The sequence below is a fragment of the Cyanobium sp. Cruz CV13-4-11 genome, assembly GCF_024346055.1.
GTDB lineage: Bacteria > Cyanobacteriota > Cyanobacteriia > PCC-6307 > Cyanobiaceae > Cyanobium.
In genome coordinates this window covers 25,422-52,414 of sequence record NZ_JAGQCH010000022.1, presented here as the reverse complement: position 1 = coordinate 52,414, position 26,993 = coordinate 25,422, and the positions used below count along the sequence as shown (strand labels likewise).

The following is a 26,993-nucleotide window of genomic DNA, read 5'->3' as shown; positions in this document are numbered from 1 at the left end:
ATCCCGGAAGGAGGGGTGCTCATCACAGGCGGTCTCTGCCTGAGATGCAACCGGGAATCAAGCTCCCGTCAAGGGTTCAGCAGGGCTGAAGTTCGCAATGAGCCGTCCCGACCCCTGAACGGTTACGGCACATCAATGAGCTTGTGGTTCAGCGAGGCAATGAGATGTTGATTGAGGCTGCCGCTGCTCAGACCCAGGGCTGATTCAAAGTATCAAATCGGGTTCGGTTCTGGCTGGCGCATCGCCATCGCCAGCAGCGCCGTGATGTCGTGCATCACCGCCTGTAGCCGGCACGGATCGACTGAAAACCGGCAAGGCGCAGCAGATTCAAGGCGGCAGTCCGCAGCGTGGCCATCGTGCCGGCGCCATTACCCCGGTAACGGTGGGCGTCCTCATGCAGCTGGGTGTCACGGATCCAGTGCCAGCTCTCCATGCTCCACAGGGCCGCCTAAAAGTCTGTCTAAGTAGGGACTCCTGAAATAGCCAGATCGATTGCAGCGCAACTTGTTTCAGCGATCGGAACCCGATAAACTGGCCACATACAGAGCAATTGACGATTGCTACAACTGCTGAACGCTGCAGATGTACCGAAAACACCATAAAGGCCAGCTCTCAATCGAGGAATTCCATGTGCCATTTGGCGGCACGTTGGACCCGGACAACCGCTGGGTGATCTCCTCCACTCTGATGCCATGGGAAGAGCTGGAAGAAACATATGCCCCTCAGTTCAATCCCACAACTGGCACCCCTGCCAATTCTGTCAGGTTGGCGCCTGGCGCGCTGTTCATCAAACAGCGGCTTGGCCTGAGCGATGAGGAAACCGTCGGGCAGATCCGAGAAAATGCTTAACATGCAGTTTTTTCTTGGCTTTGCAGGCTATTCCAGCAAGTCACCATTTGATCCGTCGATGATGGTTCATTTCCGAAAGCGATTCTCGGAGAAGGATCTCAAACGGATCAACGAACTCATTGCCGAACGAGGTAAAGCCATGGTGGTCGAGGCTATGTCCTCACTCCCTGATGGCGACGACTCTGACGATCCAGGTGCTCATGCTGTCAACCAGATATCACTGGACGACTTCGTGAAGCCTGCAGATTGGCCAGAGGATAAGAACTGGGGAGTACTCACCATCGATGCCTCTTGCACGCCAGCTGACATCACCTATCCGACTGATCTGAAGTTGCTGAACGAAGCAAGGGAGTCGACCGAACGAATTATTGATGATCTGTGCGACCAGCACATGGACTTTCGCAAACACCGGCCCCGATACGACCGCGGCAAGGCACGTGCTGTTTTCCTTAACGTCGCCAAACAGAAGAAGCCACGCCGTCGCAAGATCAAAGCTGCAATACGCCGCCAGCTCGATTATTTGCAGCGAAATCTTGATGCTATTGATGCCTTGATCGCCGCTGGGGCAGGGCTTTCGGGCCTAAAGACACATTGGTGGCAGAAGCTTCTCGTGATCAGCGAGCTGCACCGCCAACAAAGCATCCTGCTGTACGCCAAGACGCGCAGCATCCCCGACCGCATCGTCAACCTGGTTCAGCGTCAGGTTCGTCCCATTGTTCGCGGCAAGGCAAGAGCTGCTGTTGAGTTTGGCGCCAAGATTAGTGTTCCCGTGCGCAATGGCTTTGCCTTCCTGCACAGGATCAGCTGGGATCCATACAATGAAGGTGAAGACCTGATTCCACAAGCCAAGAAATATAAGCATGAACACGGCTGCTATCCCGAGCGGATCTGCGCCGATCGCATCTACATCACTACCAAGAATCGAAACTTCTGTACCAGGAACAACATATGCCTATCTGGTAAGCGATTGGGAAGGCCGCCGAAAGATCCAGAGATTAATGCGGCTCATAAGCAACAGCTCAGTGCAGACCAACGGAGGAGAAACGAGGTGGAGGGCGTCTTTGGATCAGGGAAGCGGAAGTATTCACTACGGCTGATCATGGCTCGGCTGACGAAGGCAGGGCCGACTGAAAGTCCGTCACGGGTTGGCTGGTGCGGCCATGCTGGTGCCGGTTTTGTCGGGACTGCTCCCGTCCGTTGGCCGACCCCGCTGCCACTGCTGATCTGATTGCCTTTCTGCAGGCATTGCCGGAAGGCCGTAAGCGCCGAGGGGTGCGTTACCCCCAGTGGCTACTACTGTTGATGGCGATCCTGGGCATCCTCAGTGGCTGCCGCAGCGCCAGGGATCTGGAGCGTTTTGCCAAGCGCCATCACCGGGCGTTCGCCGCAGCCCTGGATCTGGAGCTACCCAAGGCACCCTGCGATTCCACCTTCCTCTACCTGTTTGTGCGGGTGGAGATCGAGGCGCTCTTCAGGTTGCTCAGGGAGTGGATGATCGCCCAGATCGCTGATCAGGACAAGGATTTTGACCAGCTGATCTGTGACGGCAAAACCCTGGGGGGCTCTGCCGCGCAGCCCGATGGCGCCGATGGCGCAACGCGGTTTGTCACCCAGGTCACGCTCTATGCGAGGGAGCTGGGTGTGGCGATCGCGCAGACCTCCTTTGACACCGGCAAATCCCACGAGCGCGCGCCCCTGAAAGCTTTGCTGAGCACGCTGGAGCTCGAGGGCGTGCTGATCCAAGCGGATGCGCTGCATACCTCGCCAGCGTTTTTCAGCTTGGAGCCGAGCAGGGCGCCGACCTGCTCCTGACGGTCAAAAACAACCAGCGCCGGCTGTATCAGCAGATCGTTTCCCAGTTCCGCAGCCATCGGCACTTCCCTGTGGTGATCAGCGATGTCGACGACAGCCATGGCCGCCAAGTCCGCTGGACGCTGCGTGCCCGCAATGCCACTGACGCCATTCGTGAGCGCTGGGCTGGAGCCAGCTGGATTATCGAGCTGGTGAGCACTGGCCGGCGTGACGGCAAGCCGTTTCACCACGTGCACTTGTTCATCACCACCCTGCGCACCAGCCCAAAAACATTGCTCCGTCTGGTGCGGCAGCGCTGGGCGATCGAAAACCAGTGGCACTGGCCTCGCGACACCCAGCTTGGTGAGGATGCTCACCGCTACACCCATCGCAATGGTGTCCAGGTCCTGGCTCTCTTGCGGACCATAGCTCTCAATCTATTGCGCTGGAACGGTTTCCGATCGATCCGCGCAGGCCTGATGGCGGTGGCACACGACATCAGCCGAATGCTGAGCTGGGTTGGCATCAGCCCAGCAGAGACGGGATAAAATGACTTTCAGTCAGCCCTGAGGTCTCGGCCGCGTTTGCGTTCACGGTTGCTGGCTTGCCACGGCGTCTTGCGGCCATAGGTCAGGCAGTCCTTGATCACCTGGAAAGCTTGCGGCGACTGTGTTTCACCGCAATCAGGAAGTCGGCGCCACGCTGCTCGAGGTCGAGGAAAAAGGGCGGTTTGCATGCAGCGCGTCTGCCTGCTCCAGCAAGCCCTTGAGATCAACGCGATCCAACAGCTGGCGCAAGGCCGCGATCTCGCCGCCGGCATCGGTGGCGTAGGTGTTTTGGGCAATCGCCACGCCAAGGGTGTTGGAATAGAGGCTCACCTGGGCGATAAAACGCGCTGCGCCAGAAGCGGTTTGGTCGATTGAACCCCGCAGGGTCTTGCCGTCGCACACCAGGGTGTCGACGGTCTCGGCTACGCCAGGCTGGGCTGCCATCCATTGCTGCAGTAGAGCCTCGAACCCGTCGACATCGAGCTGAGAGAGGAGCAGCCGGAAGGTCGAGTCCGACGGCGGGTTGGCCACATGGGTGCCGAGCAGCTCGTTGAGGGTCTTGCGGTGGCGCTTTGCAAAACGCTCCATCCCGAGCAGCGAACCCTGGTTGCTGAGAATGGCCAGGATCGCAACCAGCAGCATCCACCACTGCGAGTAGCGAATCCCCCGACGCAGGCGGCAATCGGGAAGCGCCTTGAGGAAGCTGATCAGATCTGTTGCAGCGGCTGGGTTCTCGAGCGGTGACACCAAGAGATTGGGGCGAGACCTGCGCACCAAACCGGAGCTGGCAGCGGCGCGCCAGCGCTACTGGGACAGACTACTAATGGGCCCTGGGATCCGGCCATCCATCGTCTCGATTCCGGCGAAGCGGCGGAAGCAGGGCGTATCAATCAGCATCTCCTCCATCAAGGGGTCTGAAAGCGTGAACCACTGCTGCAGCAGGTGGATCCGCAGCATCACCTCCAAAGGAATTGGCGGACGACCTCCTTTACTGGAGGGCTTGTGATACACGGGCTTGATCAAGGCCAGAAACGCTTCCCAGGGAACCGTGATCTCCATCTCTTCCAAGAAGCGCTGGTGACGCGTCCTTTTTTTGGCGTAGATCTGTTCGTAATCCGAAAAGCCCAACTGTAGGGGGTCGGCCATCCGTTCCAGTCTCAGGCTTGGATCTGGATTGATTTTAGCGGATTTTTCAGGGGTCCCCTAAATTTAGGCCGCCTGAATGGCAGCCAAGGAGTGACACCTTCCCTGAAAGTCACAGACCACAGCTACACTGTCTATTTACGAACGAAATAGCTAAAATTCAAAGGGATTTAAGTCATGCTCCTAAAGCCTCAGTCTAGTTTGCCTGCGACAAATCTTTGGTTGCTTCATCTACGATAGTTCGTAAGTCCGAAACCTCCTTGGAGTTAAAAGCCCGTTTGACCTTTGAAAAGTATGAGGGGAACAATCGCTTCATTGCAGCCTGACCACTATCCATCAATTTTGTTCGCTCACCCTTGAAGCTTGCAGTCTTGACATGATAAATGTATGAAGTAGGAGTGAGCAAATTGATAAATCCATGCTTAAGTCCACGCATGCAGAATTCATTCTCTTCGCCATATCCCTTCGGGAAGTTTATCTCATCAAAGACTCCTACGGTATCAAGAAGCTGGCGCTTGATAAACATGCAAAACCCATTGCCAGTAGGTACTTCTATGCATTTCACATTCTGAGTTGCAATACATATAAGACGAGCATACTCATCATGAGCTAAACCGTCCGGAATAGGATTCTCAACATGAGCTGATGGGAATGAAAAAGCTCCTGCGTTGTTGCTCATGGGTGTAACTGTGCCAACGCTTTGACTGCTATACGCAGAAATCGCCAACGAGAGGATCCAGTTAGGAGTAACAACTGTGTCGCTATTCAACAGCACAATATGCGAAGACGATTCAGAACGGACTACAGAGTTGATCGTTTTAGTGTATCCAATATTGCTCTGATTATATCTGACTTCAATCCGGTCTATTTGTTCAATGGATTTGAGGTATGGCTTTACATGAGGGTCTGTGCTGCAATCATCTACGATGACTAACTTCCAGCATGGTATATTGGTGAACTCCAGTACAGAGTCAACGCACTTCCGGAGTTCCACGAGAGCATTGTAGACCGGAATTACAATTGTAATATTCGTCTGAATCTCCTTGATAAAATGTACATAATCATACAGTCTATTCCCCTGTTCTGACCCTTCATTATGGCATTCAATGTTTGCCAATAGTCTTGAGAAGTCTATCGGTTGAGACACCAAACTTCTTAACATGGAAATAATAAGTGCTCTTGCTATATTTAACTGGAGTTGTTTTGGGCTGCAGTTTTCAGTTACATATTTTTCGGCATTTGCACCATACTCATTAATCTTGCTGGGGTTTGCACAAAAATATAATATAGCCTCTTTGAGACTTTCTGCTGATCCTGGCTCTACTAACAAGCCGGAATAATGGTTAATAACAAGTTCTCCCAAGGCGCCTCTGTCATAGGCGATAGCTGGTCTAGATGCTGCAAAACCTTCTGCGATTGTGCGGCCAAAAGACTCGGAGAAATGAGACAGAGATAGGACAACATTGACGGAGTTCACGGCATTAAAGCTCTGGTCATAGTAACCAGCTACCAATATGTTCTTTAGATCACCAGGCTTGAGGTCGTCTACTATCTGTTTTATATGATCGTTGAGTGGACCTATTAGAGCAAAAACAGCATTGGTCACGTCATTAGAACATTGCTTCGCAAGACTAATAAAATCACGGATTCCTTTCTTTGGTATGTTACTACTAATAAGACCAAAAAAGATTCGAGAGGGATTTATTACGTTTGTCGACTTGAAAGCATCAATATCAACAATGTTTTTGGCGACAACGACTTGTTTGCCATTCCCAAGCATAGCAGCAGTTGCTGATGAGTTTGCGATCAATACATCACTACGAGAGTGTACTGCTTCAATGATGCTAGCTGGACTCTCTCCGATCTTGGCCTGGAGGTGCGAGTCGTCGGTGATTAACTCTCGGACGTGAGTAATGACTGATGCCTTGCAAATTCTTGCTGCCAATGGTGCGTCCACCGGCATTATCGTGTTTATATAAACAAAGTCTGCTTTAAACAGCTCTATTACGGACCTAAACTTGTTCGTGACGATCCTGCTACCCTTGTATCGACTGCTCCACCACGGATAGTCAAATACGACAATGGAATGGCAGTACCCAATCAAGATCTCAAAGTAATCCTTGCTTGGAGGCTTTGGAAGCGTGATGACAACGTTAAGACTCAGTCCGGAAAGAGCCCGACATATATCTATGAAGCTCCTCTCGCTCCCATACATCTGACTAGAGCAATCATGGCCTACGAGTACGAGAGTAGAATATTGCTTATTGTACTCAAGAGTTGGGTTTTTTATTATAAAACCAGGCGCTTGATCTAAGGCTATCTCGCAAATATCTTCCACCTTTTCAAATGGATTATTCTCTCCGTAGATGTGCGTAGGGGCTGGCTGATTACTTTTTGTATATCCAGCTGGATTTGTTGAGTTAATGCCTCTGTGTATTCTGCTTGACGAGTCAATATTCCATGAAGTTACGCAAAATCCATCGGCTGATATTATATCTAGGGAATCATCTCGCAGTCTTGTGGACCACTTATTCTTAAAGTGCATTCTATTGACTTCATTGAAATTTCCTCTGCCGGGCGACTTACTCTCATGATGAACTACTTCCGCTTTGTGGCAATATAGGCATGACTTTGTGTAATCTTCGATAAGTCTCAGACAAAGATCAATGTCTTCGCATCCGTTTACAAACTCTGGACTAAAGCCTTCTTTCTGCACAAATTCATCTGCGCTCACTGCCATGCAGGCACCGCAGACAATATTAAACTTACGTGAATAGTTAATGTGTGGAGAGTCATTGGAATGGCCTTTGTATAGCTCAAATGGCATATTTGCCCATGGTGACACAACTGTCCCAATTGTCTGTACTGTTTTGTCAGGATAGACCAACTTAGGCTGAGTCGCAACTATGTCTTTCCGGTTTTTTAGAGGCGCAATCAATTCATCAAGCCAGTTATCAGTGACTTCTGTGTCGGAATTGAGAAAAACTACGTATTTTCCGCTTGAAATCATAAAGCCAGTATTGCATCCAAGTGCAAAGTTGTAGTTGAACTTATTGCGCTGTACCTTGATGAACTGATGATTCTGCATCAAGGTATCGATGGCCATGGATGTCTTCTCATCCCTTCGATTGTCGACTAGAATGACTTCGTATGACTCCTTTGTGTATGCACTTGTAATCGAGCGAATGCATTGAGATAGTAGTTCTGGCTGTCCGTAAACGGGAATTACAATTGACGTAAGCTTCGGATCGCGATGTTTGACTCTCAGATCATTCCATTTAATAATCTGACTTTGTATGCATTGAAAACGGAATCCCCAAAAATGCTTTTGTTCTGGGTCTTTTGCAAGCCATTTACGATTTTCAAACGCTCCCCTGGTTATGAAATGCACAAAAGCATTGATGCTTGCCCTCTTAACGTCAGGGTTTAGATCTAGATATTGCTTATTGCTGAATGCAGGATTCGGTCTTCGGTCGCCATCTGCGGGTTGGTCGAGAAAATGACTAATAAGTGCATCTTCATCCTCTGACTCAAGCGAATCTTTTGCTGCAAAGTTCTTTTTATAAAAGTCATAATCAAACAGGCCCGAATCAGAAATGATTCGATGATCTCTCTCTTGTGTTTTAGTAATGCGATTAGGCGCAGCATCGACTGCGTGAACGGACTTGCTGTCCACCTGTGACTTGGCTAAGTTGATATTATGAATAACTGACTGCATGAGGGCTGTTGGTAAGTCGTTGCTCGTTGCAACCTCCTGGTAGATCTCTATTGCCTTCCGTAGATTGCCCTTTCTGTATTCATTGTTTGCTTCTGCCAGTCGTTCTCGTGTCATTGTTTTGGGAATAACGGTTTTAGATGGACAGTGGATTAGTTCGTCCTTTGCCTCTGGGCAATTGGTTTGGCCATTAGTCTGTTGATGACTGTGGTTACTTGACATTGACCAGGGCTAGAGCGTTTGGGGGTCTGTGCCTGCAGAAACTCTTTCTTCCAGGGACCAACAATTGAAGGACGGAAGCATGCGCTTCGGTTTCCTGCCTTTGGTCAAGGGTGTCAAACTGCTAGGCGGGCTTGTGACAAGTATCAATCAGCGCTGGTAACGTGAGTGGTGTTTATTGTTCCAAATTGGCTAGTTGTGGCAACGGACTAACCCTCTTAAAAATCTTGCTGATAGCTGCAACCTTTAGTAAGCCTCGGCCCATCAGCTCCACCCGCAGCAGCCCCGCATCGAGGTAGAGCTGGTTGAGGTCGGTGATCTCCAGCTCACCGCGGGGGGGGCGGCCGCACCCGGCGGGCCTGCTCCACCACCGAGTCGTCGTAGAAGTAGAGCACGGTGACTGCATAGCAGGAGCGGGGATGCTCCGGTTTCTCCTCAATTCTCAGCAGCCGGCCGGCGGCATCGAACTCCACCACGCCGTAGCGCTGCGGATCACTCACTGGATAGGCGAACACGGTGGCTCCGGGGCCATTGCTGGACTGCAGCTGGGGCACCAGGTCGTGGCCGTGAAAGAGGTTGTCGCCCAGCACCAGGGCCGCGGGCCCTTCCTCCAGGAAATCCGCCCCGATCAGGAAGGCCTGGGCCAGTCCATCGGGACTGGGCTGGATCGCGTACTGGATCGCCAGGCCCCAGGCCGCTCCATCCCCCAGGAGCCGCTCGAAGGCGGGCTGATCCGTAGGCGTGGTGAAGATCAGCACCTCCCGGATCCCCGCCAACATCAGCGTGGTGAAGGGATAGCACACCATCGGATTGTCGTACACCGGCATCAGCTGCTTGCTGACGGCGCTGGTGAGGGGGGCCAACCGGGTGCCGCTGCCGCCCGCCAGGAGAATGCCTCGGCGTTGGACGGAAGCTATCACGGTAGAAACGATGCATCGATGCAGATGATCCCACAGGAAAGCCCGTCGGCGCGGTAATAGAAGCCAGATTGTCTAGCGTCGACCCCAAAGGCACGGCCAAGGCACCTGGTCGCCGTCCCGAACCGGAGGGGTATCCCTTTCAATCTCATTGGATGGATGGGTTTCCCATGCACTTGACATTTCTCAGACAGAACCGGGCCAAAACCTGGGAAAAGTGCCCAGGCATCGCCCTTGAATCCGAACAGCCCTACCGCCATCAACCCACCTGTGGGGCCCGCTCCAACCAATGTCCGAAGGGTGCCACCTGGCGCACAGCGGCCATCTTCAGGCGCCTTACCAAGCGGATGCGTCGTTGCTTGTTGGCCAGCCTGCGGCTGTAGAAAGATTCTTGGATGGTCTGGCTGTTGATGGCTTGGAGGTGACGCAGGCAGCTCAGCGCATCGCAGAACTGGCCGTTGCTCCAGTTGAAATAGCGCGGATAGCGCCCCAGCATGATCGCGGCGAGCTGATCAAGGTTCAGTTGGCGGTCGCGGCCGGGCTGCTCGGCCCAGTCGTTGGTGAGTCCCCAGCCCGCATAGGCGGGGGTGCCGTAGGTATGCACGGGCTTGGCGCGGATCAGCGCTTCCAGGCCGGCCGTTGAGGAGATCACGTGCACCGCATCCACGGCATCCATCCAATGGCTGATGTCGCTGTCGCAGGCCAGTTGGTCACAATGCTGATGCCATAGGTAGGCACGATTGCCTCGGAGGTAGCCCTTGCGTACATCATTGGGATGGGGGCGGTAGACAATCCACGCCTCCGGATGCTGCTCCCGAATGGCCTGGAGCAGGGCCTTGTTGCTGCGGACGGGGCTGAGGCTTTTGCGCAGCGCCTGATCGCTTTCCACCTGGCCCACGGCCAGAATCGTTGTGCGGTGCCGTGGCGGCAGTGCCGTCGCATCCAGGGCCGGCTGGGAGAGATTGCATTTGTTGAGCCGATGCTCGCGGATGAAGGCCACCAGCTCCTGGCCAAGCTGTTCGTCGGCCGTGGTCAACGGGTGCTGGTTGAGCAGCTGTTGCAGTTGCGAGGGGGCCTGGGCGTCGTAATGCACGCCCAGACGATCCAGCAGCAGGGAGTAATAGAAGCTGCCGGTGAGCCCCAACCCGCGTGAACTGATGAACCCATCCTCCGCCGTGACAATCTTCAGATGCGGATGGGCGGCCAGAAGCTCGGCGGGGATGGTCGTCTGGCGGCCCCACACCAGCAGGTGGTCGACCTGGCGGTAGGCCGAGGCGTTGCGAGGCAACCTCGTACAGAAACGCAGGCTCGTCGCCCCGCGCAGGAACTCCTGCAGCACCACCCGCTTCCAGCGGCGCGCCACGATGCACAGCCAGCGGCCATGGTTGCTGGCCATGGTGGAGGCATGGAGGTCGCTGGCTGTGGTCACCATGTCCTCGGCTGGCTGCGTACCCGCTCGATGGCGGCGCGGTAGTGGGGCAGCAGGTTGCTCCAGCCGAAGCACTGTTCCACCCAGGCGGCTGCCCGCTCGCTCTGCTGTTGCCGCTGCTGGCCTGTCAGGGCCAGCTGGGCCTGTATCTCCTGGGCGAAGGCTTCCGCATCCCGTGGCGGCAGCAGTGCGCCATTGGCGTCGCTGATGACATCGGTGATGCCCTCCATGCAGCTTGCCAGGCAGTAAAGGCCATGGAGCCCAGCTTCCAGCATCACGATGCCGAAACCTTCCATATCGCGATTGATTCGGAGATTTGGCATCACGAACAGATCGGCAAGCCGGTATGTGCAGGCCAGCTCCCCATCCTCTAGGAGTCCCAGCGGAAACACTCTGTGCTGTAGGTCACGTTTTTCAATGGCCCTGAAAATCTCCCCGGCCTGGGGTCCGCTGCCCACCAGCCACAGGTGGACATGCTCCGGCAGCAGGGGCATCACCGCATCCACAAACCAGGCATAACCCTTGCGCGGAATCTGGCGGCCCACGGCCAGGCACACAAAGGTGCCTGGCACCCTGGTTGGGATTCGCTCGCTGTGGGTGACGGGGGGGGCGGCCCGCCACCGCTGGCCGATGCCATTGGGCAGCACCTCCAGCCGATCCGCTGGAAAACCCCGCTCCAGGCACGCCTGGGCGGTGGCACGGCTGACGCCGATCAGACCGTCCAGCTGGGCCAGGCTGCGCCGGATCCACCACTGCGCGATCGGCGGCCCCTGGGTGATGTCCAGCCCATGGGCGATGGCCATCAGCCTCAGTCCCCGCCGCCGCAGCAGCGGTGCCAACGGGGGCAACAGCAGCGCCGGGTTCAGCGAGGCAAATAGCACGACATCGGCGCGCCATAACCAGACCTGCCGGATCAGGCGCCAAGGCATGGCCAGAAGAAACAGGGGGACCCGCCAGCCGATGTCTCGCCTCGAACAAGCCAAAACCATTTTACTGAGCTTCAGATCCTCCTGGCCCTCCAGCTGGGTGAGGAGATCCCTGGCCGCCCGTTGCATGCCCCCGGCGTTGCTGCTCGGGGCCCGAGCCGGAGCCATGCAGTGACTCACAAACACGAGCCGCAGAGCGCGTGGTTTCATGAGACTCTTGGGCTGCGGCAAGCTTTTGAGCCCATTGCACCCGAACCTTAACCCAGGTCGATTTTTGCGCTCCCCCACAGGCGAGCAGCCTCACCCGGCCAGGCGTCGCCATCTGCTTCGGCAGGTGCCGGAGGTGAAACGCCTTTGCCAGCCCTACCCGATCACGGCCCTCTGGATCCTCTCCCTGGTGGCCACCCAGTGGGTGCTGGCCCTGGTGGCCGTCCCCCGCTTGCCCTGGCCGGCTGTGCTGCTACTGATCTGGCTGGTGGGCGCGCCCATCAGCCACGCCCTGTTTGTGCTGATGCACGACTGTGCCCACGATCTGGTGTCACGCCATCGCTGGCACAACCAGGTGCTGGCCATCCTCTGCGACCTGGCCCAGGCCATCCCCTCGGCCGCCAGCTTTCGGCGACATCACCTGCGCCACCATGCCGCCATGGGACAGCTGGGTGTGGATGCCGATCTGCCTACACCCCTGGAGGCACGGCTGGTGGGCCACTCCACCTGGCGCAAGGCGCTCTGGATGAGTGGCTTTGGCTTGAGCGTTGCCCTTCGGCCCTTCTCCAGCCAGGCCATGGCAGGGCCCAGGGGTTGGATGGCCCTGAATCTTGTGCTGGTGCTACTGGCCGATCTGACGGTGCTGACGGCCGGAGGTGGTGTGGCCCTGGTCTATCTGCTCGCTTCCACCCTGGTGGCCCTGGGGCCCCATCCACTGGCGGGCCGCTGGCTGGCGGAGCACTACGTGTATTTCCCCGGGCAGCAAACAGCGTCGATGTATGGATGGGCCAATCGCCTGGCCTTCAATGTGGGCTACCACATGGAGCACCATGATCTGCCTTCGGTTCCATGGGTGGCCTTGCCCCGGATCAGGGAGTTGGCTCCTGATCTCTATCAACAGCCGTCCCATCGATCCTGGGGAGGCTGTCTGTGGCGATTCATCACCGATCCCAACCTTTCGCCCTACTCCAGGTACCTGAATGAGCGCTCCTACTAAGCCGCTGCGTCTCGATGGCGTCCATGGGAGGTGAAGGCCCCCGCCTGAGCACAGACTTGACCGATACCCACAACGAGTCCCTGCCGGAATTGCGGGTGGCGCTGTTCACAGGCAACTACAACTACATCAAGGACGGCGTGGCGCTGTCCCTGAACCGGCTGGTGGCCTTTCTGCGGAAGCGCGGCGTGGCCGTTCTGGTATTTGCGCCAGCCGGCCCCGTTGCGGCCTTTGAGCCCGCGGGAGAGCTAGTCACGGTACCATCCATGGCCATTCCGGGCCGCACCGAATACCGTATAGCGCTGGGCTTTCCCCCAGCCGCGAGGCAGCGGCTTGCGGATTTCAGGCCCACCCTCATCCACATCGCCGTACCGGACATTCTTGGCTACAAGGCGCTGCGCCATGCCGAACGGCAGGGGCTGCCAGTTGTTGCCTCCTTCCACACCCGCTACGACAAATACTTCCACTTCTATGGCGCGGGCTTCCTGGAGCGGATTGCCACCGCCTATCTCCGCTGGTTCTACAAGCGGTGCCGGCGTGTCTACCCGCCCTCGCCATCCATGGCCGAGATCATCCGGCAGGAAGGCATGTCGGAGCATATCGAGGTGTGGGCGCGGGGCGTGGACAGCGGGCTGTTCAGCCCGGCCCGGCGCGATCCTTCCTGGCGGCACTCGCTCGGCATCGGCGCTGATGACGTGGTGATCAACTTCACCGGACGGCTGGTGAAAGAGAAGAACACCGATCTCGCCGTCCGTGTGCTGACGCTGCTCAAGAAGCGCGGCGTTGCGTTCCGCGCGATGTTCACAGGCGATGGCCCCGAGATGAAGGCGATGCAGGTCGCCTTGCCCGATGCGCTGTTTCCTGGCTTCCTGCATGGCGAGGAACTGGCGCGCGCCTATGCCAGCTCCGACATCTTCTTTTTCCCAAGCGAGAGCGAGACCTTCGGCAATGTGACGCTGGAGGCCATGGCGAGCGGGTTGCCGGCAGTCAATGCCTTGGCCAGTGGCAGCAACTCGCTGGTGGTGCCGGGCGAGACCGGCTTTATCGAGCCTGCGCGCGATGCCGGGGCCTTGGCAGATCGGCTGGAATCACTGGTGCACGACGGCGCCTTGCGCACCCACATGGGCGAAAAGGCGCGCCAGCGGGCCCTCACCTTCAGCTGGGATGCGATCCTCGCCGGCCTCCTCGACAGCTACCGGCAGGTGCTGGTGGAAACCGGCCATGGCCGCGGCGCCTGAGAACCCCTGCATTGGACTCCCGTGGCGCCGCCGCCCTGCAGGGCTGAGAAGATGACGTCTCTCCGTTCGTTGCCGTGTCTGCCCTCACCCGCTGCTTGCAGGAAGAGGCGGCAGCCATTGCCCTCTCCGCCGATCGCCTGGATGCCGCCCAGGTGGAAGCGGCCCTTGACCTATTGGCGAACGCTCGAGAGCACCGCGCCAAATTGGTGCTCTCCGGGATCGGAAAGAGCGGCATCGTCGCCCGCAAGATCGCCGCCACCTTCTCGTCCCTGGGCCTGACAGCGGTGTTTCTCAACCCCGTCGATGCCCTCCATGGGGATCTGGGCATCGTGTCGGACAGGGATGTGGCCTTGCTGCTCTCGAACAGTGGCGAAACCGAGGAGCTCCTGGCGATCCTGCCCCACCTGAAACGTCGTGGGGCCGCCTGCATTGCCCTGGTGGGTCGCCTGGCCTCCAGCCTGGCCCGGCACTGCGATGTGGTGTTGGATGGCTCCGTCGACCGGGAGGTGTGCCCCCTGAACCTGGCCCCGACCGCCAGCACGGCCGTGGCGATGGCCGTGGGTGATGCCCTGGCCACGGTGTGGATGGAGCGGGCGGGCATCTCCCCTGCCGACTTCGCCGTCAATCACCCCGCCGGCACGCTCGGACGGCGTCTCACCTTGCGCGTGGCCGATCTGATGGTGCCGGCCCACGAACTCACCCCCTTGGCGCCCGATGCGCCGCTGCTGCTGGTGATCACCCAACTCACCCAGGGCAGTCCCAACCGAGGCAGCCTCGGCGCCACTTGGGTCCACGCGGAAGGGGACCCGCAGCGTCTGGCTGGATTGATCACCGACGGGGACCTGCGTCGTGCCCTGCAGCGCCATGGCCCCCACAACTGGGGGGCGGTGACGGCCGTTCAGATGGCCACCGTCCATCCGATCACCGTGGCCCCCCAGACCCTTGCGGCCGAAGCTCTGGCGCTGATGGAACGCAATCCGCGCCAGTCGATCTCCGTTCTGCCCGTGGTGCACCCCGACCACCCATGGCAGCTCCAGGGACTGCTTCGACTCCATGATCTGGTTCAGGCCGGCCTCGGCCCTGTGCAGCTATGAATCCTTCAGCCGCCGCACCAGTGCCGTTCCGCCTCATCGCCGGGCCCTGTGTGATCGAGAATCGCGATCTGGTGTTTCAGGTCGCGGATCAGGTCAGCAGCCTCTGCCGCCGGCTGGGGGTGGAGTTCGTCTTCAAGGCCAGCTTCGACAAGGCCAACCGCAGTTCCGGCCAGTCGTACCGCGGCCCCGGCCCCGACGAGGGCCTGGCCATCCTGGCGGAGGTGCGCGAGCACTTCGGGGTGCCGGTGCTCACCGACATCCATGAAAGCCATCAGGCGGCTGCCGCCGCCCAGGCGGTGGATGTGCTGCAGATCCCGGCCTTTCTTTGCCGCCAGAGCGACCTGCTGGAGGCCGCCGCCCGGGCGGTCGCCGGCACCGGGAAGTGTGTGAACGTCAAGAAGGGACAGTTCCTCGCTCCCTGGGACATGGCCCAGGTGGTGAACAAACTGGCCGATGGCGGCCTGGTGGCCGGCAGTGGCCGACTCTGGCTCACCGAACGCGGCAGCAGCTTTGGCTACAACACCCTGGTGGTCGACTTCCGCAGCCTGCCCCAGCTGCAGGCCCTGGGCTGCCCGGTGATCTTCGATGCCACCCACGCGGTGCAGCAGCCCGGCGGTCGCGGCACCAGCTCCGGCGGCCAGAGGGAATTCGTGGCGACCTTGGCGCGGGCGGCCATGGCCGTGGGCGTGGACGGGCTGTTCATGGAGGTGCATCCCGACCCGGAGCAGGCCCTCAGCGACGGCCCCAATATGGTGCCGCTGCACCGGCTGGAGGCGATGTTGCGCCAGCTGCTGGCCATCCGCGCGGTGGTGGCAGGCGGAACGGCCGAAAGCAGCCTCTGAGATGGAGAGCCTGAGCGGCCTGGGTCTGCGCTCGTTTTTTCAGCGGCACCTGCTCACGCCTCGCCTACGCCAGATCCGCTTGCTGGTCTGTGATGTGGATGGCGTGCTCACCGATGGCGGCCTCCTTTACGACGAGGACGGCCGGGTGCTGAAGCGCTTTGACGTGCGCGATGGACTGGCGGTACGGATGTTGCAGCGCGCCGGCATCACCGTGGCCCTGCTCAGCGGCGGCCGCGGTGGCGCCATTGAGCAGCGGGCCCGACACCTGGACATCAAACACTGCCGCGTGGGTGTGGGTGACAAGCAACAAGGCCTCGTGCAGCTGCGGGCCGACCTGGGCCTGGCCCGTGAGCACACCGCCTTCATCGGTGACGACCTCAACGACCTGGCCGTGCGGCCGGTTGTCGGTCTGCTGGTGGCGCCCGCCGATGCCGTCCGGGGGCTGCGCCGCCAGGCCGATTGGGTGTTGCGCCACCGCGGCGGCGCCGGCGCCCTGCGCGAATGCGCCGAAGCCTTGCTGGCCAGCCAGGGGCAGCTGGCCGAGCTGCACCGCCAGGGCTGGCGGGAAGGCAACAGCTGATCAGGGTCCTCAGGCCTGTGACCGGAACAGGGCACGGGCCTGCTCCAGCTGGGCGGGGGTGTCCACTGAAAAGCAATCGGCCGCCACGCGAAAGGTGGCGATCGGGATGCCGGCTTCGATCAGGCGCAGCTGCTCGAGCTTCTCCAGCCGTTCCAGCGGTGACGGGGGCAACCCGCTCCAGCCGGCCAGGACATCGGCGCGATAGCCGTAGATGCCCACGTGGCCCCAGTAGGTGGTGCGGCTGTGCCAGTGCTCTGGCGTCAGGTCGCGCACGTGGGGCAGGGCACTGCGGGAGAAGGTGATCGCCCGACCATCGGCGGCGCGTTGCACCTTCACAACGTTGGGATCGTGAATCTTGTCCGGAACCAGTGGGTAGACCGGTGTGATCACTGGCAACCAGACGGCCGCCCCAGGGGCCCCAGCCGCCGCTCCAGAGGCCTCAGCGATCATCGTTTCGAGAATGGCTGGATCCAGCAGGGGCTGATCAGCCTGCACGTTGATCACCAACGTGCGCTCCGGCGTTGCGCCACCGGCAGCCACCAGGTCCGCCAGCACGGAGGCCAGCCGCTCGCTGCCGCTGCTGCAGTGCTCAGAGGTCACCAGGGCTTCGAATCCCCAGCATCGAACGGCGTCCAGCACCTCGGCGCTGTCGCTGCAGGCCAGCACCGCCGCCACGCCCCGAGCCTGGCCGCAACGCTCCAGCACGTGGCGCAGCATCGGCTGGCCGCCGACATCGGCCATCACCTTGCCCGGCAACCGTGACGAGGCCAGCCGCGCCGGCACGGCCACCACAACGGCCGAGTCGGATCCCTGCTCAGCCATCGGCGATCTTTCCCCGGCCAGTGGACCGGAGCGTAGGCGGCCCGAAGGTGGCAAGATGAACAGGCTCGTCTTCGGACGAACTAGGTGGTCCACACCAGTGTCTCGGACAGCGGTTCGATTCCGCTCAGCTCCATTCCCCCCTCCGACCCGCCGGCTTTGGCCGGTCCGTCATCCCGGGGCTGCAATGGTTTCGACGGGGCATGAGGAGGGTGACTGAAGCCTGCTCGGTAAGAGCGAACCCGTAACAGCGAACAACATCGTTCGTTTCTCCCGTCAAGCCGCCCCCGTGGCTGCCTGACACTCTTAACGGAGACGGGGTGAGGTCAGCCTTGTCACCCAAATGACCCATGGGGCCTGGAAGGGCCCTTTCCCTTTGAACAGTGGCGGCTCCAGGGCGAGGACCTCCGCCCCGTCCTTCACGGCACCGGCACCGGCACCGCCACCCGCATCGCCTGGCCGGGTTGCCCCCTGGTCAACCGCTGCACCGTGGTTGCCCGTGGACGGGAACGGCCAGGGACCGTGCTGTCACCATCGGCCCGGCAGGCGTAGGTGCTGACCGCAGGAGCGAAAGCTATAGCCTTCAGGATGGAGGTGCCTGCACAGCACGCCACCCTCGTGGCCGTGGCCGAGGAATCGTGGACCTTCGCTGAGAGTGACACTGGACTTCCCCCGAAAACAACGGCACAACCACAGTTGTCCGCAACAACCGGCGAGATCTCCGAAGACCTCGCTGCATCGCCTGATGCGCTCCTGGTGGAAGGAAGAGCTCCACTCCAGGCCTTCGAGGGCTGTCGCGGGCACCGCCCTGGCCGTTTCGCTGGCGCTGCTTTTGCCGCTGGTTGTGATTCACTTCAGCCAACGTTTAACCGCGAAGCTGCACGAGCAGTCACGCAGCCTCCAGGAGGGACAGGGGATCGTGGAAGTGGCCTATGGATCGCTCTCCCGGGCCACCCTCGACTGGGGGCGCTGGGACAGTCTCTATGGCTTCGTGAGCGGGACCAACCCACGCTTTCCGATCACCGATATCCAGACCACCGCCCTGTTCAATGGCGGCATGGTGATGCTGGTGCTCAACGAGGCCGGCAAGCCCGTGCTCACCTATGCCCTGCGGAGCCATCAGCCCAGGGAGATGGCCGCCCTGGTGCGCTGCGCCCGCGGTGGTCTCTCGGAACTCAGGACCATGGCCAACTCCGTGCGGCTGCTCTGCCGCGATCCAGGCGGCCAGGACTACATCGGTGTGGTGACGTCGATCTCCAACAGCAACAGCACGGCGCCACGGCGGGGCACGCTGGCGTTCTTGGATCCCCTCATCCGCGACGATTACAACGAGGGAATCCGCCGCAGCCTCCAATCCTTCCAGGCCAATGTGATCTGGCTGCCTGCGGGCCAGGGCCGGGACCCAATCCTGGTTCCACCCGAGTCGATCCGCCCTCTGATCCATGGCGACGGTGGAGCTCTGCTGGCCTTCCGGCCCCGGCCCCTGCTGCCGATCCTGGCCCGGGTGCTGCTCGAGGATCTGCTGCTCGCCCTGGCCCTGGTCCTCGGGCTGCTCGGCTTCCGCTCCATCCTGCTGCTGGAGCGTCGCCGCCAGCGCCTCCGCAGCCGCCTCCGCGAACGCCTGGCCGATGGACGCATCCGCCGGGTCTGCCGCGAGCTGGACCAGTTGCACGCCCAGATGGGGCTTAACTCCCCGGCGGCATCCCAGGGGCGTCAGGCACTGGGGCGCCTGCTGCACCTGCGCCAGCTCCATGGCCAGCCACCGCTGCCCCCGGGTCCCGATCAAGACGACCACGCCACCCGAAGCGGCAAGCCCGGGGTCGCTGCGGGCTTCGCGATGGCAGAGCGGAAGGTCCTTAGTGGCGCAGCGGCGCCCTCCGTCACCCGGCTCGGGGATGTGGACGATCGCCTGGAGCGTCTGGCCAGCCAGTTCCAGGAGTTTCTCGACAGTGCCCAGACCCTGGCCCTGATCGATCCCCTCACCCAGCTTCCCAACCGGCGCTTCTTTCTCGACCAGCTGGCCCTGGTGGCCAGCACCAACTGTGAGCGGGGAACTCGCTACGCCGTGCTGTTCGTTGATGTGGATCGTTTCAAGGAGATCAACGACACCTTCGGCCACAGCTTCGGCGACAATGTGCTGACGATCGTGGCGCAGCGACTGCGGCAGTTGCTGCGCCCCAATGACTTCCTTTGCCGTTACGGGGGGGGATGAATTGGCGATCCTGATGGATCTCAGCGACATCAGCCCCCCCAGCGAGGAGGTGCAGCGGGCCACCGCCCACGCCTTGGCCAGCCGTATCACAGCCTCCCTTGCCAAATCGGTTCGGGTCGATGGCATCCCGATCGAGGTGAGCCTCAGCATTGGCATCGCCTTGATCGATCCACGGGTGACCGCAACACCCCAGGCGATGCAGCAGTCCGATATTGCCATGTACAGGGCCAAGCGGCACAAACACTCCCGCATCGCCATTTTCGATGTTGCCGATCAATGCAGTGAACTCGAGACCTATCAGCTCTATCTCGATCTGATGGCAGCGGTGCGGAAGCAGCAGCTTCAGGTGGAGTTTCAGCCAATTGTTGATGGCAACAACAACATCCTGGCGGTCGAGGCCTTGGCCCGCTGGCACCATCTCAACCGGGGGATGATTCCACCCGAGGAGTTTCTTGACTTGGCACAGAAGCATCGCCAGCTCGGCGTTCTCTGGGAAGCCATCCTGCGTTGTAGCCTGAGCGACTTCGCTGCTCTGCGTCAGGGTATCCCGGGTCTGTGTTTGGCGGTGAATCTCTACCCCACCCAGCTTTCCGATCAACACCTGCTGCAGCTGCTTGACGAGCAGCTCGCCAGCCATGATATCGAACCTCAGGCTCTCACCAACGAGATCACCGAACGGGCCGTGCTGGAAGCCACGTTGGTCATGCGCAACAACCTTTCGGGGCTGCGGCAGCGGGGCGTACGAATTTCTCTTGATGATTTCGGTACTGGCTATTCATCCCTCACGTTGCTCAGTGAGCTGCGTCCTGATGAGATCAAGATCGACCGCTCCTTTGTGGATGTCATGGATAAAGATCCTTATGTTCAAGGCATCGTGGTATTGATCATTTCCTTGGCCCGGAATCTCGGTATCTCCCTGGTGGCCGAGGGTGTGGAGCGTTCTGAAACCCTGAAGATCCTGGCGCAGCTTGGGGTCGAGAAGTTTCAGGGCTACCTGTTCTCCAGGCCGCGCCCCTGGCAGGAGATCGAGCCCGTGATCCATCCGCTGCCCGCAAGTCCCCAGGCTCCGGCCTGAGTCCCGCCGCGGGTCTCAGGCCCCGGGCGGAAACACCCGCAGGGAACGGGGCGTCTGCGGCACCGCCCGGAGGTGATGAGGGCGCCGCTGCCCCTGCTCGGGGTGATCTGCCGCTCGGTGAAGCTGAGGCTCCTGCGACTCTGACTGGCGTGGTGGAACGCGACCTGGGCTTCGGATCCCCGGATCCGCACAGGAACGTTCTTCGTTCCGCCCGGGTCCTCCACGGTGGGGCGGCACAGCAGTTGGTGGTGGCGCCCGTTGGGCGCGGGACTGTACCGGCGCTGACGGAACAGGCTGGCCAGGCCGAGGGACCTCAGTTGCCATGGCCAATGGCTGGATCGGCTGGCACCGACCCGGCGACCGAGCCGCAGGCGATCCTCATCCGCTGCAGAGATGGGGCGCATGGACCCGCCCCCGCAGGGGGGCGTTGGACCGTCAGGACTCCTCGGCCTTGAGCAGGAGTCTGAGAAAGGTCTTGGTGATGTCAAAACCCTCTTCAAATCTGAGACCTGAGTAGTGGGCACCCCTGAGTTGGTTCATCCAGACCAGCTCTACCCTCGTCTCGATGATCTCCTCATCGGAAGGGTCGTGGAAACGGATCTGGGCCGGCGATCCCGTGGGAACCGGCTGGAAGCTGCGGATGCAGGCCCCGGAGCGACTCCCATCCCGAAGGTGTCCCAAATAACAATTATCCCGAATAAATAGCTCAACTCTTATGAGGATCTGGAAAAAAGGTGCTGAAAACCTCGGTTCTCGGGCAGGAAGTGTTGATTCCTTCCTGTCCATGAGGTGAGGAGATTGGTTCCAGACAGGTTTCAGTGTTCTGCAGAAAAGGATTTGTTGGCAATACCAAATCAGCAGGGCTGTCAGCCTGGATTCCACACCTGAACAACAGCTGGAGGGCACGTTCCGCAGCAGCCAATGCACGCCAGGGTGCCGCTCAGGGGGTGCCCCCAGCCGGCGCCTTGGCGTAACCGCTCCAGCGCTTCAGCTCCTCGATCGTCTGTACCCCTTCCACCCGCTTGCTGCCCAGGACCCAGGTGGGGTAAGCCTTGATGCCCGCCTCCTGGCAGCGCTCCCGACCCTCCTTGGTCTTGTCGCATTCCACATAGGGCAGCTGATCACCCGCCTGCTGGCCGAACAGGCTTTTCTGGCGGAAGCAGGCCGGGCACCACCAGGCGCCATAGAACACGGCCCCGATGCGCCGCAGGTGCTCGGTCAGCTCCATCTGGGCGCTGTCGGACGGCGCCAGGGCTTCCCCCAGCGTGGGGGTGGTGGACCCTCCGGCCTGGCCCCCATGGGCAGGGGGGGTGAAGGTCAGCGCGCACCCCAGCAGGGTGGGGAGTCCGCCCGTGAGCAGCAGGGGCCTCAGCCGCGCCGGGCGGGTGGCTTTCCTGGAGGGGGACGACAAGCGCATCGGCGGATGGACAGAGGAGAAAATCTAGGCTGCTCGCCCTGGCCCGTACGGGCTTCCGCCCTGCCGGGAGCTGTGAAATCCACGCCAGGACTGGGAGAATCGCCGGGTTGGTCGGTGACGGGCGCCCTGGCGACATGAGCGTGACGAGATGAGCGTGAATGGGTACCGCGACTATTTCAAGGTTCTGGGTGTCGAGAGGGGCACCGATGCCGATGGCATCAAGCGCGCCTTCCGCAAGTTGGCCCGTCAGTACCACCCGGATGTGAATCCTGACGATGCCTCCGCCGAGGCCCGTTTCAAGGAGATCAGCGAAGCCTATGAAGTGCTTTCCGATCCCGAGAAACGCCGTCGCTACGAGCAGTTCGGCCAGTACTGGAACCAGATGGGCGGTGGCGGCGGCGCTCCCGGGGTCGATGTCGACTTCGGCCGTTACGGCAACTTCGACGACTTCATCAACGATCTGCTGGGCCGTTTCGGTGGCGGCGCCGCGGCCGGTGCCCCCGGTGGTTTCGGCTTCGGCAGCGGTTTTCCCGGTGGTTTCCACACTGGATTCGGTGGCGGCGGTGCCGAACGCTCCACCCAGGTGCAGCTCGATGCGGAAGCCACGATCAGCCTGCCGGTGGCCGATGCCTTCCGCGGCTGTGAGCGCACCCTGGCCGTCAACGAAGAGCGGGTGCAGGTGCGCATCCCCGCCGGTGTCAAGGACGGCAGCCGCCTGCGGCTGAAGGGCAAGGGCAACCTGCAGCCGGGCACCGGTCGCCGCGGCGATCTCTATCTCACCCTCAAGCTCCAGCCCCATCCCGTCTGGCGCCTCGATGGCGACCAGCTGCGGGCCGAGCTTCCCTTGAGCCTCGATGAACTGGCCCTCGGCGGTGAGGTGCGGGTGGCCACCCCCGATGGGGAAGCCACCATCCAGGTGCCCCCCGGCATGACCCTCGGCCGCAGCCTGCGGCTCAAGGGCAAGGGTTGGCCGCTCAAGGAGGGCCGCGGCGACCTGCTGCTCAGCCCGGTGCTGCGCATGCCGGAAAACCTCAGCGAGCGCGAGCGGGAACTGCTGGAGGAGCTGCGCCGCAACCGCAGCAGCGATCCCCGCCAAGGCTGGGCCAGCTCGGCCCGCCTCTGACGCCATTCACCAGCCGCGCCAGGATCGAGGGGCTTCCGTTGGCGCCCTGATGCCGGCGCTGCTCCATCGCCGCCGCCCGCCGCCCGCTGCTCTGGGTGATGGGTGCTCTCATGGCGCTGGTGTTGGTGAGTCAACCCGCCGGGAGGCTGCCTGCTGCCGACCAGGCGGCCTGCTGTTCGTGTGGGGGGGCAACCTGCGGGCCCGGGCGGCGGAGGGTGAGGTCGTGGCCACCCTGGCCAGGGTCAACAGGCTAGGCACGGTGGTGCGGGTGTCCGCGCTGGTGGGCTACGGGGTGATCGTGCTCGGCAATGCCCTGCGCTGAGGCCCGGTTGGGCATGTCTATTGCTTTTGGCTGCGGGGGGAAGGTTCGTGATCGTTTCGGGCCGCCCGGCTCCTTCCGTCTCTCTTGCCCTTGATACGTAGGATCCGCCTTAGCCCCCCCCGCCCGCGCATGGAGCTCACCTACCGTCCCCGCCGGCTGCGGCGCACACCGGCCCTGAGAGCCTTGGTGCGGGAACACCAGCTCGCCCCCACCGATTTCATCTATCCCCTCTTTGTGCACGAGGGCACCAGCATCGAACCGATCGGCGCCATGCCGGGTGCCAGCCGCTGGAGCCTGGAAGGGCTGGTGGATGAGGTGGGTCGCGCCTGGGATCTGGGCATCCGCTGCGTGGTGCTCTTCCCCAAGGTGGCCGATGGCCTCAAGACGGACGATGGCGCCGAATGCTTCAACGAGCACGGCCTGATTCCCCGTGCCATCCGGCGCCTGAAGGAGGTGCACCCCGGCATGGCGATCATGACCGATGTGGCCCTCGATCCCTATTCCTGCGATGGTCACGACGGCATCGTGAGCAGCGAGGGGGTGGTGCTCAACGATGAGACGGTGTCGATCCTCTGCCAGCAGGCCGTGGCCCAGGCCCGCGCCGGCGCCGACCTGATCGGCCCGAGCGACATGATGGATGGTCGGGTGGGCGCCATCCGCGAGGCCCTCGATGAGGAGGGCTTTGAGCAGGTGGGCATCATCAGCTATACCGCCAAGTACGCCTCTGCGTATTACGGACCCTTCCGCGAGGCCCTCGATTCGGCCCCGCGCGCCAACTCCGGTAAGCCGATCCCGAAGGACAAGAGCACCTACCAGATGGATCCCGCCAATGGCCGCGAGGCGATCCTCGAGTGCCAGCTCGATGAGAGCGAAGGGGCCGACATCCTGATGGTGAAGCCTGCCCTGGCCTACCTCGACATCATCTATCGCCTGCGCCAGGAAAGCGAGCAGCCGATCGCCGCCTACAACGTGAGCGGCGAATACGCGATGGTGAAGGCGGCGGCCGAACGCGGCTGGATTGATGAACGGGCCGTGACCCTCGAAACCCTGCTGAGTTTCAAGCGCGCCGGCGCCGATCTGATCCTCACCTATCACGCTTGCGAGGCGGCTGCCTGGCTGCGGCGGGGGTGAAAGGTGGAGGTGTATCTAGCCAGAAGACAACTGCTTAATTCCCCAAGATCAACGCCCCCAAAGTTTGCGCTTGTTTCTCTGATCGGCTTGACGCTTCATGCGTTCACGCTGCTTGCGCATCTCGGCCTCATTCCTCTTCTTTGCTCTCTCCGCCTCCAGAAAGATTGTACGCTGATTGTCTTTCATTTTCTTCAAATCTTCAAGCGCCGCTTGCTGTTTGGCCGCTTGCTGTTTGATTGATCGGAAGTGGCCTAGCTTCTGCTCAATGCTGTCGATCAGCAGGGGGCCGGAGGGCATGGGCTGGGCAAAGGCAGCGAAGCCGAAGGCCAGCACTAGGCAGGCCATGACAATGCGCAACATCTGAGGCCCGCGGGTGCTCCAACTGTTTTCTGCCGTTAAGGCTTTGCGCTGCTGGGCAATCTGGGCGGCAACCTGATTGAAAGCAGAGCTCAATTGAACCTTCACTTCCGGAAGGGTTCGGGCAAGGATTTCTGGCTTGAGTACAGGCGCACTCAGCTTGGTAAGGCGTGTTTGAAGCTCGCTGACGCTGGTGGCCTGATTGGCAGCCTGGCGATAGGAATTGAGTTGTCGTTCTGCTTCATCGAGAGCGCGAAATTGATCAGAGTTGGTGGTTTGTAGAAGAAGACCCGTGAAGATGTGCAGCGGAATCAGCAGTAGGAAGCCGTAGACAGCCACGACGGCGAGGCCAGAAAAGAGCTTGCGGAGCTTATCTAGAAGTTGATTTTCAGGATAGAGCAGGTTTCCCACCCCAAGGATAAAAAGCGCAAGCAGTGGCAAGCTCGAGCCATTGATCAAGGTGGCGGTAACGCGATTGAGCCAGTCGTAATCCAACAGTTTTATGGGAATGGCACTCGAAACCACCAACAGGACATAAAGAACCACAAACACCAAGGAAAGGCTGCTCAGGCTTCGGGCGTTCATGTTTAGGGAATAAAAAAAGCCCTGTAATTACAGAGCTTTGGGGTGGTGATGTTAAGTAAATGTATTGATGGTATTCAAGCGGTAGGCGAAGGCGTGGATTTTTGGATGCGGTTGCGAAGTTTGCGTGAGTAGCCAAAGGCCGCTGCGGCCCCAAGAAGAGGTAAAGGTCCTGGAGCTGGAGCGGGACCTTCACGAAGAATGATTTGCTCAGTGCCAGAAGTGTAAACAATTTGTGGCGAGGCGAGGCCGATCTGCGCCAGGCTTAAATTGACATCAAAAAAGGCAGAGATAGGCTTGGCTACGTTAACGGGAGTAGTTCCTCCGGTAAAGGCGTTTGGAAGCCAGAGATCCAAGGCCGCCGTGCTCGTGCGTAAAACGAGCGGAGGTAGGTTCTTTGGGGTAGAACCTATCCAGCCAGCACTCAGAGCACCTGTTGGAGAGCCAGTAAACGGGTTAGTTGATCCGGAGATAGCGTAGCGACGACCGGGTTCAGCGATTAAGCTGGGAGCGTAGTTCCACCTGACTTGGTCGTTCGGGCTTACAACTATCCTGGACGAATTTGCTCCGCTAGTTGGGAAGAGGTTTACGGTTTGTGCCGAAGAGGTGCCAAGATTAAATGGATTAATGGTACCGGATACCTGGATGCGCGTTTGCGCTGGGTTGCTGAGAGGAATAAAATTGATAAACAAAGTAGCTTTGGACGGGGTAGCGTCCAAAAGGGTGACCGCGGCGATGCCAGCTGTTCCCCAGAAGCTTAAAGCAGTTGAGAGTTTCATTTTTCAATGAATTTTCAAAAGACTACCAGCATCGTGCGCCCTGGTAGGGCGCTGTTGACACTGTGCAAACTGGCACCTCCTCGCGAGCGGTGTGGCCGAGCACATGCTAGGGGAGCCTGCCCAGTGGGCGGCCGTGGCGGCATCGCTGATCAGCAGGTCAAAGTCGACGGGCGGCACGGGCAGGAGCAGGGTGCGCACCCGCGAGCGCAGCTGCCGCTCCCGCTCCCGCTCCGGAGTGAGGGTGCCCCGCACGATCACGAGCAGGTCGAGATCCGAGCCGGAGCCTGCCTCCCCCCCGGGCCCGGGAGCCGAACAGGATCAGTTCACCAAACTCGGGATCCCGGTGACCCCAGGAATTCAGCGCCCGAGGCCCGGGCGTCCGAAGCCCGCACCCGGCTGCACCCCGGCGCCGGAAGCCGGCCCACCCACGCCACCTCGGATCGGCTGGCCCTGGGCGGGGGCCATCCCGCCGATGCCAGCTCCGCTCAGGGCGATGGCCACCAGCAGAGGCGCCTAGATTCGGAAAGTAACGAACTGGGCATGGCAGGGGCCGAGGGTGACCACTGCATCGTGGGAGCGGAACTCTGGCTTGGCCTCAGCGGCTGAGGAAGGAGAGCTCCGCCTCTTAACCGTGTTGCCGGCCCTGCCGATCCCTTGGCAGCAGCTCCGCGGCACGCCTGGCGA

26 protein-coding genes and 1 pseudogene are annotated in these 26,993 nt (G+C 60.3%); 14 read left to right on the top strand and 13 right to left on the bottom strand.

The genetic code is table 11. The features are described 5' to 3' along the window. Positions 1 to 274 precede the first annotated feature (274 nt). A complete protein-coding gene (locus tag KBZ12_RS14810) occupies positions 275 to 433 on the bottom strand; it encodes a hypothetical protein (RefSeq protein WP_254958747.1) in 159 nt (52 codons plus the stop codon). Between the two features lie 149 nt (positions 434 to 582). On the opposite strand from KBZ12_RS14810, the gene KBZ12_RS14805 reads away from it, so the two are divergent. Genes KBZ12_RS14805 through KBZ12_RS14790 form a run of 4 tightly spaced genes read left to right on the top strand, consistent with a single transcriptional unit; the run spans position 583 to position 3,188 of the window. Next, positions 583 to 849 carry a hypothetical protein gene (locus KBZ12_RS14805; RefSeq protein ID WP_254958746.1) on the top strand — a complete coding sequence of 89 codons (267 nt, stop codon included), beginning with the start codon at positions 583 to 585 and terminating at the stop codon, positions 847 to 849. Then, entirely contained in the window at positions 842 to 2,077 is a 1,236-nt protein-coding gene (locus KBZ12_RS14800; protein WP_254958745.1) for a transposase, read from the top strand. The genes KBZ12_RS14805 and KBZ12_RS14800 overlap by 8 nt, the downstream gene beginning before the upstream one ends. Beyond that, positions 2,047 to 2,661 carry an ISAs1 family transposase gene (locus KBZ12_RS14795; protein ID WP_254958744.1) on the top strand — a complete coding sequence of 205 codons (615 nt, stop codon included), beginning with the start codon at positions 2,047 to 2,049 and terminating at the stop codon, positions 2,659 to 2,661. Before KBZ12_RS14800 ends, KBZ12_RS14795 begins: the two co-directional genes overlap by 31 nt. After that, entirely contained in the window at positions 2,652 to 3,188 is a 537-nt protein-coding gene (locus tag KBZ12_RS14790) for an ISAs1 family transposase (RefSeq protein WP_315859431.1), read from the top strand. Before KBZ12_RS14795 ends, KBZ12_RS14790 begins: the two co-directional genes overlap by 10 nt. Before the next feature lie 135 nt (positions 3,189 to 3,323). Here KBZ12_RS14790 and KBZ12_RS14785 read toward each other — a convergent pair whose 3' ends face one another. From KBZ12_RS14785 to KBZ12_RS14760, 6 genes and pseudogenes are all read right to left on the bottom strand, one after another. After that, positions 3,324 to 3,935, bottom strand: a complete 612-nt coding sequence (locus KBZ12_RS14785; protein ID WP_254958743.1) for an ISAs1 family transposase — start codon at positions 3,933 to 3,935, stop codon at positions 3,324 to 3,326. A 57-nt stretch (positions 3,936 to 3,992) separates the two neighbouring features. After that, positions 3,993 to 4,334 carry a transposase gene (locus KBZ12_RS14780; RefSeq protein WP_254958742.1) on the bottom strand — a complete coding sequence of 114 codons (342 nt, stop codon included), beginning with the start codon at positions 4,332 to 4,334 and terminating at the stop codon, positions 3,993 to 3,995. Positions 4,335 to 4,527: 193 nt separating this feature from the next. Continuing rightward, positions 4,528 to 8,268: a glycosyltransferase gene (locus KBZ12_RS14775; protein ID WP_254958741.1), complete on the bottom strand. Its 3,741-nt coding sequence runs from the start codon at positions 8,266 to 8,268 to the stop codon at positions 4,528 to 4,530. A 247-nt stretch (positions 8,269 to 8,515) separates the two neighbouring features. Then, a pseudogene (locus tag KBZ12_RS14770) lies at positions 8,516 to 9,185 on the bottom strand (sugar nucleotidyltransferase); the annotation flags it as partial. A 256-nt stretch (positions 9,186 to 9,441) separates the two neighbouring features. Beyond that, positions 9,442 to 10,614, bottom strand: coding sequence for a hypothetical protein (locus KBZ12_RS14765; RefSeq protein WP_254958740.1), 1,173 nt, complete (start codon positions 10,612 to 10,614; stop codon positions 9,442 to 9,444). Next, on the bottom strand, positions 10,608 to 11,600 hold the full coding sequence (locus KBZ12_RS14760; RefSeq protein ID WP_254958752.1) for a glycosyltransferase family 4 protein: 993 nt from the start codon (positions 11,598 to 11,600) through the stop codon (positions 10,608 to 10,610). Before KBZ12_RS14760 ends, KBZ12_RS14765 begins: the two co-directional genes overlap by 7 nt. Positions 11,601 to 11,880: 280 nt before the next feature. Here KBZ12_RS14760 and KBZ12_RS14755 point away from each other — a divergent pair, with 280 nt between their 5' ends. The 5 genes from KBZ12_RS14755 to KBZ12_RS14735 all read left to right on the top strand — a co-directional run bounded on the left by KBZ12_RS14755 (position 11,881) and on the right by KBZ12_RS14735 (position 16,492). Beyond that, complete coding sequence (locus KBZ12_RS14755; RefSeq protein WP_254958739.1) at positions 11,881 to 12,741, top strand: fatty acid desaturase; 861 nt, start codon at positions 11,881 to 11,883, stop codon at positions 12,739 to 12,741. Positions 12,742 to 12,797: 56 nt separating this feature from the next. Continuing rightward, positions 12,798 to 13,976, top strand: coding sequence for a glycosyltransferase family 1 protein (locus tag KBZ12_RS14750; RefSeq protein WP_254958738.1), 1,179 nt, complete (start codon positions 12,798 to 12,800; stop codon positions 13,974 to 13,976). Positions 13,977 to 14,050: 74 nt separating this feature from the next. Continuing rightward, on the top strand, positions 14,051 to 15,070 hold the full coding sequence (locus tag KBZ12_RS14745; RefSeq protein WP_254958737.1) for an SIS domain-containing protein: 1,020 nt from the start codon (positions 14,051 to 14,053) through the stop codon (positions 15,068 to 15,070). Then, positions 15,067 to 15,912 (top strand): 3-deoxy-8-phosphooctulonate synthase, encoded by an 846-nt coding sequence (gene kdsA, locus KBZ12_RS14740; RefSeq protein ID WP_254992741.1) that lies wholly within the window; start codon positions 15,067 to 15,069, stop codon positions 15,910 to 15,912. Before KBZ12_RS14745 ends, kdsA begins: the two co-directional genes overlap by 4 nt. Before the next feature lies 1 nt (position 15,913). Then, on the top strand, positions 15,914 to 16,492 hold the full coding sequence (locus tag KBZ12_RS14735) for an HAD family hydrolase (protein WP_254958734.1): 579 nt from the start codon (positions 15,914 to 15,916) through the stop codon (positions 16,490 to 16,492). A 9-nt stretch (positions 16,493 to 16,501) separates the two neighbouring features. Here KBZ12_RS14735 and kdsB read toward each other — a convergent pair whose 3' ends face one another. Beyond that, complete coding sequence (gene kdsB, locus KBZ12_RS14730) at positions 16,502 to 17,314, bottom strand: 3-deoxy-manno-octulosonate cytidylyltransferase (protein WP_254958733.1); 813 nt, start codon at positions 17,312 to 17,314, stop codon at positions 16,502 to 16,504. Positions 17,315 to 18,056: 742 nt separating this feature from the next. Here kdsB and KBZ12_RS14720 point away from each other — a divergent pair. Then, a complete protein-coding gene (locus KBZ12_RS14720; protein WP_254958732.1) occupies positions 18,057 to 19,523 on the top strand; it encodes a diguanylate cyclase domain-containing protein in 1,467 nt (488 codons plus the stop codon). Further along, positions 19,492 to 20,598 (top strand): GGDEF domain-containing phosphodiesterase, encoded by a 1,107-nt coding sequence (locus tag KBZ12_RS14715; protein ID WP_315859430.1) that lies wholly within the window; start codon positions 19,492 to 19,494, stop codon positions 20,596 to 20,598. The genes KBZ12_RS14720 and KBZ12_RS14715 overlap by 32 nt, the downstream gene beginning before the upstream one ends. A gap of 435 nt (positions 20,599 to 21,033) precedes the next feature. On the opposite strand, the gene KBZ12_RS14710 is transcribed toward KBZ12_RS14715, so the two are convergent. Continuing rightward, a complete protein-coding gene (locus KBZ12_RS14710) occupies positions 21,034 to 21,384 on the bottom strand; it encodes a PilZ domain-containing protein (protein WP_254958728.1) in 351 nt (116 codons plus the stop codon). 154 nt (positions 21,385 to 21,538) lie between these two features. After that, the gene (locus KBZ12_RS14705) at positions 21,539 to 22,015 is read right to left on the bottom strand and encodes a thioredoxin (protein ID WP_254958727.1); all 477 of its coding nucleotides are present in this window, start codon (positions 22,013 to 22,015) and stop codon (positions 21,539 to 21,541) included. 148 nt (positions 22,016 to 22,163) lie between these two features. On the opposite strand from KBZ12_RS14705, the gene KBZ12_RS14700 reads away from it, so the two are divergent. The 3 genes from KBZ12_RS14700 (at position 22,164) to hemB (ending at position 24,591) form a co-directional block, all read left to right on the top strand. Further along, on the top strand, positions 22,164 to 23,138 hold the full coding sequence (locus KBZ12_RS14700; protein WP_254958726.1) for a DnaJ C-terminal domain-containing protein: 975 nt from the start codon (positions 22,164 to 22,166) through the stop codon (positions 23,136 to 23,138). Positions 23,139 to 23,316: 178 nt separating this feature from the next. Beyond that, the gene (locus KBZ12_RS14695) at positions 23,317 to 23,460 is read left to right on the top strand and encodes a hypothetical protein (RefSeq protein WP_254958725.1); all 144 of its coding nucleotides are present in this window, start codon (positions 23,317 to 23,319) and stop codon (positions 23,458 to 23,460) included. Between the two features lie 129 nt (positions 23,461 to 23,589). Continuing rightward, positions 23,590 to 24,591, top strand: coding sequence for a porphobilinogen synthase (gene hemB, locus KBZ12_RS14690; protein ID WP_254958724.1), 1,002 nt, complete (start codon positions 23,590 to 23,592; stop codon positions 24,589 to 24,591). Positions 24,592 to 24,639: 48 nt separating this feature from the next. Here the strand turns inward: hemB and KBZ12_RS14685 are convergent, their stop codons facing one another. The 3 genes from KBZ12_RS14685 to KBZ12_RS14675 all read right to left on the bottom strand — a co-directional run bounded on the left by KBZ12_RS14685 (position 24,640) and on the right by KBZ12_RS14675 (position 26,810). Beyond that, positions 24,640 to 25,533, bottom strand: a complete 894-nt coding sequence (locus tag KBZ12_RS14685) for a hypothetical protein (RefSeq protein ID WP_254958723.1) — start codon at positions 25,531 to 25,533, stop codon at positions 24,640 to 24,642. A gap of 74 nt (positions 25,534 to 25,607) precedes the next feature. Beyond that, the gene (locus KBZ12_RS14680; protein WP_254958722.1) at positions 25,608 to 26,309 is read right to left on the bottom strand and encodes a hypothetical protein; all 702 of its coding nucleotides are present in this window, start codon (positions 26,307 to 26,309) and stop codon (positions 25,608 to 25,610) included. 357 nt (positions 26,310 to 26,666) lie between these two features. After that, the gene (locus KBZ12_RS14675; RefSeq protein WP_254958721.1) at positions 26,667 to 26,810 is read right to left on the bottom strand and encodes a hypothetical protein; all 144 of its coding nucleotides are present in this window, start codon (positions 26,808 to 26,810) and stop codon (positions 26,667 to 26,669) included. Between the last annotated feature and the right edge of the window lie 183 nt (positions 26,811 to 26,993).

Coding starts and splice junctions, on each gene's coding strand:
- KBZ12_RS14810 (WP_254958747.1), bottom strand. CDS start 433: ATGGAGAGCTGGCACTGGATCCGTGACACCCAGCTGCATGAGGACGCC.
- KBZ12_RS14805 (WP_254958746.1), top strand. CDS start 583: ATGTACCGAAAACACCATAAAGGCCAGCTCTCAATCGAGGAATTCCAT.
- KBZ12_RS14800 (WP_254958745.1), top strand. CDS start 842: ATGCTTAACATGCAGTTTTTTCTTGGCTTTGCAGGCTATTCCAGCAAG.
- KBZ12_RS14780 (WP_254958742.1), bottom strand. CDS start 4,334: ATGGCCGACCCCCTACAGTTGGGCTTTTCGGATTACGAACAGATCTAC.
- KBZ12_RS14775 (WP_254958741.1), bottom strand. CDS start 8,268: ATGTCAAGTAACCACAGTCATCAACAGACTAATGGCCAAACCAATTGC.
- KBZ12_RS14765 (WP_254958740.1), bottom strand. CDS start 10,614: ATGGTGACCACAGCCAGCGACCTCCATGCCTCCACCATGGCCAGCAAC.
- KBZ12_RS14760 (WP_254958752.1), bottom strand. CDS start 11,600: ATGGTTTTGGCTTGTTCGAGGCGAGACATCGGCTGGCGGGTCCCCCTG.
- kdsA (WP_254992741.1), top strand. CDS start 15,067: ATGAATCCTTCAGCCGCCGCACCAGTGCCGTTCCGCCTCATCGCCGGG.
- KBZ12_RS14735 (WP_254958734.1), top strand. CDS start 15,914: ATGGAGAGCCTGAGCGGCCTGGGTCTGCGCTCGTTTTTTCAGCGGCAC.
- kdsB (WP_254958733.1), bottom strand. CDS start 17,314: ATGGCTGAGCAGGGATCCGACTCGGCCGTTGTGGTGGCCGTGCCGGCG.
- KBZ12_RS14720 (WP_254958732.1), top strand. CDS start 18,057: ATGCGCTCCTGGTGGAAGGAAGAGCTCCACTCCAGGCCTTCGAGGGCT.
- KBZ12_RS14715 (WP_315859430.1), top strand. CDS start 19,492: ATGACTTCCTTTGCCGTTACGGGGGGGGATGAATTGGCGATCCTGATG.
- KBZ12_RS14710 (WP_254958728.1), bottom strand. CDS start 21,384: ATGGACAGGAAGGAATCAACACTTCCTGCCCGAGAACCGAGGTTTTCA.
- KBZ12_RS14705 (WP_254958727.1), bottom strand. CDS start 22,015: ATGCGCTTGTCGTCCCCCTCCAGGAAAGCCACCCGCCCGGCGCGGCTG.
- KBZ12_RS14700 (WP_254958726.1), top strand. CDS start 22,164: ATGAGCGTGAATGGGTACCGCGACTATTTCAAGGTTCTGGGTGTCGAG.
- hemB (WP_254958724.1), top strand. CDS start 23,590: ATGGAGCTCACCTACCGTCCCCGCCGGCTGCGGCGCACACCGGCCCTG.
- KBZ12_RS14685 (WP_254958723.1), bottom strand. CDS start 25,533: ATGAACGCCCGAAGCCTGAGCAGCCTTTCCTTGGTGTTTGTGGTTCTT.
- KBZ12_RS14680 (WP_254958722.1), bottom strand. CDS start 26,309: ATGAAACTCTCAACTGCTTTAAGCTTCTGGGGAACAGCTGGCATCGCC.